The organism is Flavobacterium sp. 38-13 (genome assembly GCF_001899155.1).
Taxonomy (GTDB): domain Bacteria; phylum Bacteroidota; class Bacteroidia; order Flavobacteriales; family Flavobacteriaceae; genus Flavobacterium; species Flavobacterium lindanitolerans.
The window spans coordinates 1-13972 of record NZ_MKVG01000009.1; the positions used below are offsets into that span (position 1 = coordinate 1).

Genomic DNA, 13972 nt, shown 5'->3' on the forward strand with positions numbered 1-13972 from the left:
GCCTGTAATTGTTTAAGTTAAGTCCTGTTAATTTGTCTTAAAACGCAAAGAAATAGATTTTTAGTATAGAAATGTAACATTTTACGGATAAAAACATATTTCTTGGCAAATCTAGGTCCATGCGGAAAACTCCCATTACAGAAAATCTGTAAAAAATATTAAAGTTTATGGTGGGAACTATTTTGATTTCTAAATCATGATAACATGAAAAGTAGTCCTGATAGTCAGCGGAATCTTCTGAAAAACGAACATCTGATACGGTATAACTAATTAAAAAATTCATTACTTTCGCAAATTGATTTTACAAAGCGATAAAAATGAGTACAAAATTTACTGAATACAGAGGACTTGACCTGCCAACAGTGGCATCTGAAGTACTTGATTTCTGGAAAAAACAAGAAATATTTGAAAAGAGCGTAACCACACGTGAAGGGAATAGCCCGTATGTGTTTTTTGAAGGACCGCCTTCAGCAAACGGATTGCCGGGTATTCACCACGTAATGGCGCGTGCTATTAAGGATATTTTCTGTCGCTATAAAACTCAAAAAGGTTTTCAGGTAAAAAGAAAAGCAGGCTGGGATACGCACGGACTGCCGGTAGAATTGGGAACCGAAAAGGAATTGGGAATTACCAAAGAAGATATAGGAAAGACAATTTCTATTGAAGAATACAACGAAGCCTGTAAAAAAACGGTGATGCGTTATACCGATGTATGGAATGACCTGACCGAAAAAATGGGTTATTGGGTGGACATGCAGGATCCGTATGTGACCTATAAGTCAAAATACATGGAAACTGTTTGGTGGCTCTTGAAGCAGATTTATGATAAAGGCTTGCTTTATAAGGGTTATACCATCCAGCCATATTCTCCAAAAGCTGGAACCGGATTAAGCTCTCACGAAGTCAATCAGCCGGGAGCTTACCGTGATGTGACTGATACTACCATAGTAGCACAGTTCAAAGCTCTTTCGGAAACATTACCGTCCTTTTTACAAGGTTTTGGCGATATCCACTTTCTGGCATGGACGACTACGCCCTGGACATTGCCATCGAACACGGCACTTACTATAGGGCCAAAAATTGACTATGTTCTTGTAAAGACATTTAACCAATATACATTTGAACCGGTAAACGTTATTCTGGCAAAGAAACTGGTTGGAAAACAATTTGGTAAAGGTTATTTTGAAAGTACGGAAGAAGCTGATTTTGATAAAGTAAAAAGTGGAGACAAGCAATTGCCGTATAAAATAGTAGCCGAGGCTTTGGGTGCTGACCTGGTAGGTATCCGTTATGAGCAGCTATTGCCGTTTGCATTACCATATCAGAGCCCTGAAAATGCTTTTAGAGTAATTTCAGGAGATTTCGTTACCACAGAAGATGGTACCGGAATCGTTCATACGGCTCCTACATTTGGTGCAGACGATGCCAAAGCGGCGAAAGAGGCAACACCGGAAGTCCCACCAATGTTAGTTTTGGATGAAAATGGTTCGCCGGTTCCGCTGGTAGACCTGCAAGGAAAATTCACGTCGCATATGGGTGAGTTTGCCGGCAAATATGTAAAGAATGAATATTATAATGCAGGCGAGGCTCCGGAGAAATCGGTAGATGTGGAAATTGCGATCCGTTTAAAAGAAGAAAATAAAGCCTTTAAGGTTGAAAAATACGTACACAGTTATCCGCATAGCTGGAGAACAGACGAACCTTTGTTATATTATCCGTTAGATTCCTGGTTTATCAAGGTTACGGATATAAAAGACAGGATGTTCGACCTGAACGAAACGATCAACTGGAAGCCGAAATCGACCGGAGAAGGTCGTTTTGGAAACTGGTTGAAAAATGCCAACGACTGGAACCTTTCACGTTCAAGATACTGGGGAATTCCGTTGCCAATATGGAGAACCGAAGACAAAAGAGAAGAAGTAATCATTGGCTCTGTTGAAGAACTGTATAACGCTATTGAAAAATCAATCGAAGCAGGCTTCCAGAAAGAAAATCCATTTAAAGGATTTGAAATCGGAAACATGTCGGAAGCGAATTATGATTTGGTAGACCTGCATAAAAACGTGGTGGATGAAATTGTTTTGGTTTCACCTTCCGGAAAACCGATGAAACGTGAAACCGACCTGATTGATGTATGGTTTGATTCGGGAGCGATGCCTTATGCACAGTGGCACTATCCTTTTGAGAATAAAGACAAAATTGATGGAAACAAAGACTTTCCGGCTGATTTTATTGCAGAAGGAGTAGACCAGACCCGCGGATGGTTCTATACGCTTCATGCTATAGCTGCTTTGGTTTTTGATAAGGTAGCCTATAAAAATGTGGTTTCAAATGGTTTGGTATTGGATAAAAACGGACAAAAAATGTCTAAGCGTTTGGGCAATGCCGTAGATCCGTTTACAACACTGGCAGAATACGGTCCTGATGCTACGCGTTGGTACATGATTTCAAATGCCAATCCGTGGGATAACTTAAAATTTGATATTGAAGGAGTTGCCGAAGTACGCCGTAAATTCTTCGGAACTTTATATAATACGTATTCGTTCTTCGCCTTATATGCAAACATTGACGGTTTCTCTTATTCGGAAGCCGAAGTGCCATTACAGGAAAGGCCGGAAATTGACCGTTGGATATTGTCTGAATTGAATACCCTGGTTAAAAATGTAGACAGTTATTATGCGGATTATGAGCCTACCAAAGCAGCAAGAGCTGTTTCGGACTTTGTTCAGGAAAATCTGAGCAACTGGTACGTTCGTTTGTGCAGAAGAAGATTCTGGAAAGGCGAATACGCACAAGACAAGATTGCGGCCTACCAGACACTGTATACCTGTCTTTTAACGGTTGCCAAACTAAGCGCTCCTATTGCTCCGTTCTTTATGGACAGGCTTTACAGAGATTTAACACAGGCAACACATAAGGAAACATTCGATAGCGTACATTTGGCCGATTTTCCTGAGTATGCTGATAACTTTGTTGATAAATCGTTAGAAAGCAGAATGGAGAAAGCACAAACGATTTCATCATTGGTGTTGTCACTACGTAAAAAGGAGATGATAAAAGTGCGTCAACCCCTGCAAAAGGTAATGATTCCGGTGCTTGACGCCAAACAGAAAGCAGAGATTGAAGCGGTGTCTGACCTGATAAAAGCAGAGGTAAATGTAAAAGAAATTGAGTTGCTTGATGATGCTTCCGGTGTATTAGTGAAGCAGATTAAGCCTAATTTTAAAGCATTAGGGCCGCGTTTTGGTAAAGATATGGGTCTGATTTCCAAAGAAATACAAAATTTCTCTCAGGAGCAGATCAATGAATTGGATAAAAACGGATCGCTGGATATTGTTATATCAGGGAAAAGTATTAATTTAACCTCTGAAGACGTAGAGATTTCCTCTCAGGATATCGAGGGATGGCTGGTAGCCAATGCAAACGGAATTACTGTAGCTTTGGATATTACCATTTCGGATGAATTGAGAAAAGAAGGAGTTGCAAGGGAATTAGTCAATCGTATTCAAAATATCAGGAAAGACTCTGGATTTGAGGTAACGGACAAGATTAAGGTACAGGTCCAGAAAGACGGAATTATCGAAGAAGCGTTACAGGCAAATCAGGATTATATCAAAGCTGAAACGCTGACAGAAGAGCTGATAATTCTGGATAAAGTAGAAAACGGTATAGAAATTGAGTTTGACGATATAAAAACAAGTATATTAATTTCAAAATAATATAATATGGTAGATGAAGTTGCAAGATACTCAGACGCTGATCTAGCAGAGTTCAAAGAAATTATTTTAAAAAAAATACAAAAAGCACAAGCAGACTTAGATTTGATCAAAAGCGCCTATATGAATGACCTTAACAACGGAACAGACGATACGTCTCCTACATTTAAGGCATTCGAAGAAGGAAGCGAAACGATGTCGAAAGAAGCGAACTCTCAATTGGCGATCCGTCAGGAAAAGTTTATCCGCGATTTGAAAAATGCACTTTTCAGAGTAGAAAACAAAACCTACGGTGTTTGCAAAGTGACAGGAAAACTGATCAGCAAAGAAAGGCTTAAAATCGTTCCTCATGCTACAATGAGTATCGAAGCCAAAAACCTGCAGCGATAGTTGCTTTTAAAATAACAGATAACAAAAACGCTCCCATATAAGGAGCGTTTTTTTAATATTTAAAAGCAGAGTCAAAACGAACTCATCACGGCAAGTGATTTTATAAATAATATTTCTATTTTTGCGCAATAAAGTAAAGAAAATGTCATTAAAAAAAGCATATTTATTAGTTATCCTAATTCTTATCGTTGACCAGATATCCAAGATATATATCAAAACCAATTTTATCTATGGTGAAGAAGGACAGATAAACGTAGCCAGCTGGTTTAAGATTTTGTTGATTGAAAACGAAGGAATGGCTTGGGGAACACAAATCCCTGGAGATTATGGAAAACTGATTCTGACGCTTTTTAGGCTGGTAGCTGTGACAGGAATTGGCTGGTGGCTTTGGGATTCGGTCAGAAAAAACAGTTCCCGATACCTGATTGTAGCTATTTCGCTTATTCTGGCAGGAGCTTTCGGAAACATTATCGATTCTGTTTTTTACGGAGTAATCTTCGATCACAGTACAGGTCAGACCGCAACGCTTTTCTCGGATCAGCCTTATGGTACCTGGTTTCACGGAAAAGTAGTTGACATGCTTTATTTTCCAATCTGGGAAGGCAATCTTCCAACATGGCTTCCAATCTGGGGAGGCAAACATTTTACCTTTTTTAATGCTATTTTTAATATAGCAGACATGGCCATATCTACCGGAGTAGGTATATTGATTGTTTTTAATAAAAAAGCATTTTCAGGCTCTAACAAACGTTCGGAACTGGCTTAGTTCTGTCCCGGAGCATATTTTTTAGCACTTTTTTCGCCAGTCACTTTTTTTGCCTGTCCAGGAGGTAACGGTTTTGACTTACTGGATCTGCTCGATGTTCCGGTGCTAACGCTTGCACTACATCCTGAAATTGAAAAGGCAAAACAAAGCAAAAGCAATCCGATAGATAGTTTTAAAGTAGTTTTCATCTTTTTTGTTTTAAAGTTACGATTTTAGAATTTATAAATGGTATTAGGTGTTACGCAAAAATCAAGCCTGACGTCATTTTCAAAGACATCGGTAATTTCTTCTTCCGCTTCAAAAAATGATAATCCGATTTTCAGCACGTCTTTTTTGCATTCGGATAAGAAAAGATCGTAAAATCCTTTTCCGTAACCCACACGATGTCCTTTTTTATCAAAAGCAAGTAACGGCACAAAAACTACATCTATTTTTGAAGGAGGTACTTCGATTCCGTCCACAGGCTCCGGAATATTGTATTCGTTTTTTTGGAATCGGGTATTGTCAGTCAATAAAAAATGGGTCATTTTTCGGGTCTCGAAATCTGATTTTGAAACTACAATTTCTTTGTCCCTTCCGGCCAGTACCTGTAATAGGAATTCGGTGTCTACTTCCTTGTGTTCGCTAATAGGCAGAAAGGTATGATAGTATAATTTATCCCAGATATCCATCCGGACAACCTGATTGGCAATGGCCAGACTTCGTTCCTCTATATCTTCTTGTGAAAGTTCAGCGCGTAAAGCCTTGTATTTTGATCGTAATTCTTTCTTGTGCATTTGTTTTGTTTTTCAGCCCTGATTTTCCAATGCCGTTGTAATATGAAAAATGGCATCACCCTGGTATACAATAGGAGCATCATTAACATTGATAATATATCCTGAGTTTGGCGCTTTTACTTTATATTCAACTTTTCCGTAAGGATCAGAAATGGTAGCCAGTACCTGACTTTTTTCTACATAAGAGCCTATGGTTGTCAGACCATGAAACAAACCCGATGCTTTGGCGCGTACCCAGGCTGATTTTTCAATATAAATAATTTTTTGCTCAGCATTAGTTGCCTTTCGTTTGGGATTCAGCATTCCGAAATAATCGAGAAAACGTTTGGTTCCTTCAACACCCTGCTGTGTGATTGATTCATTGATGTCAAGTGATTTTCCGCCTTCAAACAACAGCATTTTTACACCCAGTCGGTCACAGGAATTTCGGAAGGAACCAGAAATATTTTTGGAATACAGGGCAAAAGGCGCATGGAATACATCGGCTAATGCTTTTAGTTCACGGTTGTTGGGAACAATGCGTATTTGCGGTGCATTAAAACGGCTGGCGCCTCCCGCATGAAAATCGATACAATAATCAACATTTGGTATGATTTCTTTCAGCAGATAGTAAGCAAAACGACTGGCCAGTGAACCATTTTTACTGCCGGGAAAAACCCGGTTCATATCTCGGCCATCCGGAAATTCCCGACTTCGGTTCAAAAAGCCAAAAACATTGATGACCGGAATACAGATAATTGTGCCTGTTTTTGGTCGGTTGATTTTTTGAACGATAAGTTGCCTTACAATTTCGATTCCGTTAATTTCGTCGCCATGGAGTCCTGCCGAAAATAAAACAGTCGGACCTTCGATTTCGGAGCGTTCGATAATTACGGGAATTTTCAGCTTCGTCATCGTATGGAGTTTTGCAATTTCCATATTCAGGGTCCGGCTCTCGCCGGGAAGTATGGTTTCGCCCAAAATAGTAAGGCTTTTATAAGTAGGTTGCGCCATGTTATGTTTAAAAATATAAATGTATAAAAATTGGGATTCAGAACGCTAAATATTTCCCAAAACGATATAAAAATTGAAATGGGGCGCTTGCAATTCGGAATTTTTGAAACTAACTTTGTAAGATGCGAACTCCTCTTGAACTTCAGATTCAGACTTTGCCCGACGGACCGGGCGTATACCAGTATTATGACAAGGATGATAAGATTCTGTATGTAGGAAAAGCAAAAAATCTTCGCAAACGTGTCTCATCCTATTTCAATAAGCTGCACGACAACGGAAAAACCAATGTGTTGGTTCGTAAAATTGTCTCCATCAGGCATATAGTGGTGCCTACAGAAACAGATGCGCTGCTGCTGGAAAACAACCTGATAAAAAAACTCCAGCCACGATATAATGTCTTGCTCAAAGATGATAAGACCTATCCGTGGATTTGTATCAAGAAAGAGCCGTTTTCAAGGATATTCACCACAAGAAATATGATAAAGGACGGATCGGAGTATTTCGGTCCGTATACAAGCTTTAAAACAGTCCATACGCTTTTGGATTTGATTAAGGAGCTCTATCCGTTACGGACCTGCAATTATGACCTTTCGCGTGAAAATATCAATTCAGGCAAATACAAAGTCTGTCTCGAATATCATATAGGAAATTGTAAAGGACCTTGCGAAGGATATCAGTCTTTGGAAGAATATCAAGGCAATGTTGAGGCTGTCCGTGAAATATTGAAAGGAAATTTTAAAGAAAGCCTGAAAGATTTCAAGACGCTGATGAAAAATCTCGCAGCAGAAATGAAATTTGAGGAGGCGCAAAAAATAAAAGACAAGATTGAAACCCTGGAAAACTACCAGTCAAGGTCTACAATTGTCAATCCGAGGATTTCAAATGTGGATGTCTTTTCTATCGTTTCAGATGAAAGCATGGCCTATATCAACTTTTTGCAGATTTCCCATGGCGCCATTATCCGCTCCCATACAATGGAACTGAAAAAAAAGCTGGACGAATCAGACGAAGAACTGTTGGAATTGGCTATAGTGGAATTGAGAGAACGTTTCAGACTGCTGTCAAAAGAAGTGATTGTGCCTTTTGAAGTTGATTTGGGAGAAAATATAAAAGTAACGGTTCCGCAATTGGGTGATAAAAAGCAGGTTCTGGAACTTTCCATCCGAAATGCGAAATTCTATCGTATGGACCAGTTGAAACAATTACAAATTGTCGACCCGGATCGCCATACCAACAGAATCATGGCACAGATGAAAAAGGACCTCCGTCTTTCTGTCGAACCAAGACATATCGAATGTTTTGATAACTCCAATATTCAGGGAACCAATCCGGTCGCTGCCTGTGTGGTTTTCAAGGATGGGAAGCCAAGCAAAAAGGATTACCGCCATTTTAATATCAAAACCGTTGAAGGGCCCAATGACTTTGCTTCTATGGAAGAAGTCGTATACAGAAGATACAAACGGCTGTTGGATGAGAATCAGCCATTGCCACAACTCATCATTATTGACGGAGGAAAAGGCCAGCTGTCTTCCGCATTAAAAAGTCTGGAAGAATTGGATTTAAGAGGCAAAATAGCCATTATTGGTATTGCAAAACGTCTGGAAGAATTGTTCTATCCGGGTGATTCGGTTCCGTTGTATCTGGACAAGAAATCCGAAACCCTGAAAGTAATACAGCAATTGCGAAATGAGGCACACCGTTTTGGAATAACACACCATCGCGATAAAAGAAGCAAAGGTGCCTTAAAAACATCAATAGAAACTATACCCGGAATAGGTGAAAAAACCATGATTACGCTTATAAAACACTTCAAATCTGTTAAAAGATTGTCTCAGGCAACAGAAAAAGAAATTTCTGACGTTGTAGGTGTTTCAAAAGCCAAAAAAATTACCGACTTTTACAATTCCACCAAGTAACTTATCCTATGAAAAAAATAGCTCTTATACTTCTGCTGATGTTTTCTGTCTCGGTTGTATTTTCACAAGAGCAGAAAAAACCAAAAGTAGGATTGGTTTTAAGCGGGGGAGGAGCAAAAGGACTGGCCCACATAGGCGTCTTAAAGGTGTTGGAAGAATCGGGAGTGGAGATTTCTTATATTGGGGGAACCAGCATGGGAGCGATTATTGGCGGGCTCTATGCATCGGGATACAGCGCAACCCAAATTGACTCCATTTTCAAGACGACAGATTACGATGCCCTGATTCAGGATTATATTCCAAGGTCGACTAAAAACTTCTACGAAAAAAGGAATGATGAGCTGTATGCGCTCACATTACCATTCAAAAAAATGAAGATTGGTATTCCGAGAGCCTTGTCAAAAGGACTGTATAACTTCAATATGCTCAACAAGCTGACTCACAATGTGAGGCATATACGGGATTTTAACCAATTGCCCATTCCGTTTTTGTGTATTGCCACAGATATTGAAACCGGGCAGCAAGTTCTGCTGAACAAAGGTTCACTGCCACAGGCAATGATAGCAAGTGCGGCACTGCCATCCTTATATATGCCTGTTGAAATTGACGGTAAATTGCTGGTTGATGGAGGTGTAACCAATAATTATCCGATTCTGGAAGTAAAAAATCTTGGGGCAGATGTCATTATTGGGGTTGATGTTCAGGACGATTTGAAAGACAGGGATGCCTTGACAGATGCTACAAAAATCCTGGTCCAGATATCAAATATGCAGATGATTCAGAAAATGGACCGCAAAAGGAAAGCGACGGATATTTACATAAAACCCGATATTACGGCCTATTCTGTTATTTCTTTCTCTCAAGGCAATGAGATTATTAAAACAGGAGAAGATGCTGCGCGAAAAGTAATCGACCAGATTCAAAAAGTAGGAAATGCGGAAAAACCTGTAAAAAGAATGGTTCCGTTACAAAGAGACAGCCTGTTTGTAAGTGAAATTAAAACGAATCAGCTTGAAAATTATAACCGCACCTATGTAATCGGGAAACTTGGGTTTAAGGCAGGAACTAAAATTAGCTATGAGGACCTCGATAAGGGAATCAATACATTGAGCGCTACCCAAAACTTTAGCGGTATTGGCTATTCGTTTTCCAAATCGGCATCCGGAAATGATGTATTGAGCATGACTTTGGTAGAAAATCCTATAAAAACTTATCTGAAGTTCGGGCTTCATTATGATGGCTTGTACAAAAGTGCCGTTTTGTTGAACGTTACCCAAAAAAAACTTCTTTTTAAGAACGATATTGTTTCTTTAGACATAGGATTGGGTGATAATTTCAGATATTATCTGGACTATTATATTGATAATGGGTTTTACTGGAGTTTTGGTCTTAAATCCCGATACAATACCTTTAACCGTAACATACTTACCGATTTTAATAATGGGGAACTCCTGAATCTTTTTGGCTTGAGTTCTATCAATATCGATTACTCTGATTTTACCAATCAGGCCTATTTCCAGACTATTTTTGCGCAGAAGTTTCTTATTGGTGCCGGGGCTGAATTTAAACATCTGAAGATCAAGACAAAAACATTTGAAGCAACAGACCCTATTTTGGAAAACAGTGATTATGTAAGCATTATTGCCTATCTGAAATACGATTCTTTTGACAAGAAATATTTTCCGAAAAACGGATTCCTTTTTTGTGGTGATTTCCAGTCTTTTGTGTATTCGTCGGATTATACGAAAGAATACCAGAATTTCAGCATACTGAAAGGAGAAATGGCTTTCTCCAAAACCTTCTTTAACCGATTTACGTTAAACCTGCAGTCAGAAGCCGGCTTTACGGTAGGCGAACAAACCGTTCCGTTTTTTGATTTCGTATTGGGAGGCTATGGCTACAATATGATTAATAATTTCAGGCATTTCTACGGATATGATTTTGTAAGCCTTTCCGGAAATAGCTATATCAAAGGAGCTGTTGGTGTTGATTACGAGATATTCCGAAAAAACCACCTCAACTTCACGGCAAACTATGCCAACATTGGCAATAAGATTTTTGATACAAGCAATTGGATTGACAGGCCAAATTTTTCAGGATATGCTTTTGGATATGGTCTGGAAACAATCATTGGCCCGGTAGAAATCAAGCACTCCTGGTCGCCGGAAACCAAAGACCATCAGACATGGTTTAGCATAGGATTCTGGTTTTAAAGAATCGGTTCCAAAAAATTATATCTCTTGTTTATGTGTTAATTATTCCATAAAAAAACTATATTTGGAACCAATAAACACTAAACTAATCAAATTTATGTCTATTTGGAAAAGAAAATCATTACCACAATTACTGGCAGAAGCATCGGAAGATGAAAAAGGCTTAAAGAAAACATTAACCGCACCAGGATTAGTAGCCTTAGGAATAGGGGCGATAATAGGAGCCGGATTATTTTCGATAACAGGTCTTGCCGCATCAATGAATGCAGGTCCTGCAATTACGATTTCTTTTTTAGTAGCCGCATTTGGCTGTGTTTTTGCCGGTTTATGCTATGCGGAATTTTCTTCAATGATTCCGGTAGCCGGAAGTGCCTACACCTATTCCTTCGCGACAATGGGAGAATTTGTTGCCTGGATTATTGGTTGGGATTTGGTACTGGAATATGCGGTTGGTGCCGCTACGGTTTCGATTAGCTGGTCCAGATATCTCGGAAAATTTCTAAGCAGTTACGGCATCCATCTGGATGAATCCTATATGCTTTCGCCATTTGAAGGAGGAATAATAAATCTTCCTGCCGTATTGATTGTTATGGTGATGTCGCTGGTATTGATCAGAGGTACCAAAGAATCGGCTCTCGTAAACGGAATCATTGTACTCTTAAAAGTTAGTGTCGTATTGATTTTTATTGCTGTTGGATGGCAATATATCAGACCTGAAAACTATACACCTTATATCCCTAAAAATACAGGAACTTTTGGTGAATTTGGTTTTTCCGGAATTATCAGAGCAGCAGCTATTGTATTCTTTGCTTATATTGGTTTTGATGCTGTTTCTACGGCAGCCCAGGAGGCTAAAAACCCAAAAAGAGACATGCCTATAGGAATATTATTGTCTTTAGCAATCTGTACGGTTTTGTATGTTCTTTTTGCCCACGTCATGACAGGGGTGGTAAATTATCAGGCATTTGCCGGAAAAGATGGTATCGCGCCTGTGGCGATTGCAGTTGAAGCAATGGGGCCTGCCGGAGCAGACGGAATGATTACGCCAGCCTATCCGTGGTTGAACAACGCCATTCTTTTGGCAATTTTAGGAGGTTATGCTTCGGTAATTCTGGTGATGCTTATGGGGCAGAGCCGTGTATTCTTCTCAATGAGTAAAGACGGTCTGATGCCAAAAGTGTTTTCTGAAGTACATTCAAAATTCAGAACTCCTGCAAAAAACAACTTCCTTTTCATGGTAATCGTGAGCCTTTTCGCGGCCTTTGTGCCTGCCAGGGTTGTAGGAGAAATGACAAGTATCGGAACATTATTCGCTTTCATATTAGTTTGTATTGGCGTATTGATAATGCGTAAAAAAATGCCGGATGCGCCAAGAGCGTTCAGAACACCTTTGGTTCCTTTTGTGCCTATTGCCGGTGTACTGGTTTGCTTGTTTATGATGGTATTTTTACCATTGGATACCTGGATTCGATTAATCGTTTGGATGATGATTGGCTTTGACCTTTACCTGTTTTACGGAATGAAACATAGTATCCTGAATAAAGGGAACTTCAACTTAGACAGCTTTAAAGTAGTAGCCGGTTCCGGATTAGGAATGGTTGTAGCCTTAGTGATAGTGGCAATCATCCACCATAGAGACCCGAACATAGATGATACTTTCTTGTATTATTTCTCATTGATTTTCGCGGCAATTCATGCCCTGATTTATGCTTACAGCTATAAAAAAAGCAGATAGTTTTTTTCTAAAATAAATAAAGGCATTACTGAAAAAATTTACAATCAGTAATGCCTTTTTCCTTTTTATAAATATTTCACAAGAAATAATGTGAAAAAATTAATTTTTCCGATATTTGTGACTATGAATACGAGTTGGGAAGGTTTATTGGCACATTTGAAGTTTCTTATTAAGAGAAACCCGGAATGAGTTTTTGGATTCTATATCCAAAAACTAAATTCATAATTCATAAATCTAATAATTATGCCACTATATCATAAATTGGGGAATTTCCCCCAAAAGAGACATACGCAATTTGAAAAACCGGATGGCGGACTCTACTACGAGCAGCTTTTTGGTACAGAAGGTTTTCATGGGCATTCTTCTCTGTTATATCATGTTCACAGACCAACACAAGTGAAGGAAATCAAAGCTTCGTATTCGGTTGAACCTAAAATTGCCATTGGTAAAAATATCAAGTCATTACTATTCAAAGGTTTCGAATTGAAGCCTCAGGAAGATTTTCTGGATAGCAGAAAAGCAATGCTTGTCAATAAGGATTGCACCATAGGTTTGGCGGCTCCGCAAAAATCATTACGCGACTATTTCTATAAAAATGCCGATGCTGATGAAATGATTTTCATCCACAGAGGAAAAGGGACCCTGCGTACGATGATGGGAAATATACCTTTCGAATATGGGGATTATCTTATTATTCCAAGAGGAATTATCTACCAAATCGACTTTGAAACTTCGGATAACCGTTTGTTCTATGTAGAATCGTTTGCGCCTTTTTATACGCCAAAACGATATAAGAACCAATCCGGACAGCATTTGGAACATTCGCCATTCTGTGAGAGAGATTTCAAACTGCCATCCGAACTGGAAACCTACGATGAAAAAGGTGATTTCCTGATTAAAATCAAAAAAGAAGGAATGATTCATGAAGTAGTATATGCTACTCACCCTTTTGACGTAGTAGGCTGGGACGGATATAACTTTCCTTACGGTTTCAGTATTCATAACTTTGAACCAATAACAGGACGCGTGCATTTGCCGCCGCCAATACACCAGACTTTTGAAACATCAACTTTCGTTGTTTGTTCTTTCTGTCCGAGACTGTATGATTATCACCCAAAATCAATTCCGGCTCCTTATAACCACAGTAACATTGACAGTGATGAGGTGCTGTATTATGTTGACGGTGATTTTATGAGTAGAAACAACATTGAGCAGGGTCACATTACGCTGCATCCGAAAGGAATTCCTCACGGTCCGGCACCGGGTGCGATGGAAAGAAGTATTGGAAAAACAGAAACCGAAGAACTGGCAGTTATGGTAGACACATTCCGTCCGCTGATGGTAACCGAAGAAGCAATGGGATTGGACGACGGGCAATACTATAAGTCCTGGGTAGAATAAAAAAACAAATAAAACAAAAAACAACTAACAACCCTGGCAGGATTCTAAACCCTGCCAGGGTTAGAA

Annotated in this window: 10 protein-coding genes; 7 read left to right on the forward strand and 3 right to left on the reverse strand. The window is 39.3% G+C overall.

The annotated features are described in order from the left end of the window. Positions 1 to 317: 317 nt before the first annotated feature. From ileS to BGO88_RS06170, 3 genes are all read left to right on the forward strand, one after another. On the forward strand, positions 318 to 3719 hold the full coding sequence (gene ileS / locus BGO88_RS06160) for an isoleucine--tRNA ligase (RefSeq protein ID WP_286706309.1): 3402 nt from the start codon (positions 318 to 320) through the stop codon (positions 3717 to 3719). Positions 3720 to 3725: 6 nt separating this feature from the next. Beyond that, positions 3726 to 4106, forward strand: coding sequence for a TraR/DksA family transcriptional regulator (locus tag BGO88_RS06165; protein WP_056067507.1), 381 nt, complete (start codon positions 3726 to 3728; stop codon positions 4104 to 4106). A gap of 142 nt (positions 4107 to 4248) precedes the next feature. Next, positions 4249 to 4872, forward strand: coding sequence for a lipoprotein signal peptidase (locus tag BGO88_RS06170; protein ID WP_056067509.1), 624 nt, complete (start codon positions 4249 to 4251; stop codon positions 4870 to 4872). Here the strand turns inward: BGO88_RS06170 and BGO88_RS06175 are convergent. Genes BGO88_RS06175 through BGO88_RS06185 form a run of 3 tightly spaced genes read right to left on the reverse strand, consistent with a single transcriptional unit; the run spans position 4869 to position 6641 of the window. After that, on the reverse strand, positions 4869 to 5060 hold the full coding sequence (locus BGO88_RS06175) for a hypothetical protein (protein WP_273238901.1): 192 nt from the start codon (positions 5058 to 5060) through the stop codon (positions 4869 to 4871). The two genes, BGO88_RS06170 and BGO88_RS06175, sit on opposite strands and share 4 nt — an antisense overlap. 24 nt (positions 5061 to 5084) lie before the next feature. Next, complete coding sequence (locus BGO88_RS06180) at positions 5085 to 5648, reverse strand: 5-formyltetrahydrofolate cyclo-ligase (protein WP_286706310.1); 564 nt, start codon at positions 5646 to 5648, stop codon at positions 5085 to 5087. A gap of 12 nt (positions 5649 to 5660) precedes the next feature. Further along, positions 5661 to 6641 (reverse strand): succinylglutamate desuccinylase/aspartoacylase family protein, encoded by a 981-nt coding sequence (locus BGO88_RS06185; protein ID WP_286706311.1) that lies wholly within the window; start codon positions 6639 to 6641, stop codon positions 5661 to 5663. A 122-nt stretch (positions 6642 to 6763) separates the two neighbouring features. Here BGO88_RS06185 and uvrC point away from each other — a divergent pair, with 122 nt between their 5' ends. The 4 genes from uvrC (at position 6764) to BGO88_RS06205 (ending at position 13906) form a co-directional block, all read left to right on the forward strand. Continuing rightward, positions 6764 to 8557 carry an excinuclease ABC subunit UvrC gene (uvrC, locus tag BGO88_RS06190; RefSeq protein WP_056067516.1) on the forward strand — a complete coding sequence of 598 codons (1794 nt, stop codon included), beginning with the start codon at positions 6764 to 6766 and terminating at the stop codon, positions 8555 to 8557. Between the two features lie 8 nt (positions 8558 to 8565). Then, positions 8566 to 10770, forward strand: coding sequence for a patatin-like phospholipase family protein (locus BGO88_RS06195; RefSeq protein ID WP_101471099.1), 2205 nt, complete (start codon positions 8566 to 8568; stop codon positions 10768 to 10770). A 97-nt stretch (positions 10771 to 10867) separates the two neighbouring features. Next, entirely contained in the window at positions 10868 to 12505 is a 1638-nt protein-coding gene (locus BGO88_RS06200; protein ID WP_286706312.1) for an amino acid permease, read from the forward strand. A gap of 243 nt (positions 12506 to 12748) precedes the next feature. Beyond that, on the forward strand, positions 12749 to 13906 hold the full coding sequence (locus BGO88_RS06205; RefSeq protein WP_286706313.1) for a homogentisate 1,2-dioxygenase: 1158 nt from the start codon (positions 12749 to 12751) through the stop codon (positions 13904 to 13906). Positions 13907 to 13972 lie beyond the last annotated feature (66 nt).

Bases quoted from the DNA above. Each gene is read 5' to 3' on its own strand.
- ileS (WP_286706309.1), top strand. From the start codon at position 318: ATGAGTACAAAATTTACTGAATACAGAGGACTTGACCTGCCAACAGTG.
- BGO88_RS06165 (WP_056067507.1), top strand. From the start codon at position 3,726: ATGGTAGATGAAGTTGCAAGATACTCAGACGCTGATCTAGCAGAGTTC.
- BGO88_RS06170 (WP_056067509.1), top strand. From the start codon at position 4,249: ATGTCATTAAAAAAAGCATATTTATTAGTTATCCTAATTCTTATCGTT.
- BGO88_RS06175 (WP_273238901.1), bottom strand. From the start codon at position 5,060: ATGAAAACTACTTTAAAACTATCTATCGGATTGCTTTTGCTTTGTTTT.
- BGO88_RS06180 (WP_286706310.1), bottom strand. From the start codon at position 5,648: ATGCACAAGAAAGAATTACGATCAAAATACAAGGCTTTACGCGCTGAA.
- BGO88_RS06185 (WP_286706311.1), bottom strand. From the start codon at position 6,641: ATGGCGCAACCTACTTATAAAAGCCTTACTATTTTGGGCGAAACCATA.
- uvrC (WP_056067516.1), top strand. From the start codon at position 6,764: ATGCGAACTCCTCTTGAACTTCAGATTCAGACTTTGCCCGACGGACCG.
- BGO88_RS06195 (WP_101471099.1), top strand. From the start codon at position 8,566: ATGAAAAAAATAGCTCTTATACTTCTGCTGATGTTTTCTGTCTCGGTT.
- BGO88_RS06200 (WP_286706312.1), top strand. From the start codon at position 10,868: ATGTCTATTTGGAAAAGAAAATCATTACCACAATTACTGGCAGAAGCA.
- BGO88_RS06205 (WP_286706313.1), top strand. From the start codon at position 12,749: ATGCCACTATATCATAAATTGGGGAATTTCCCCCAAAAGAGACATACG.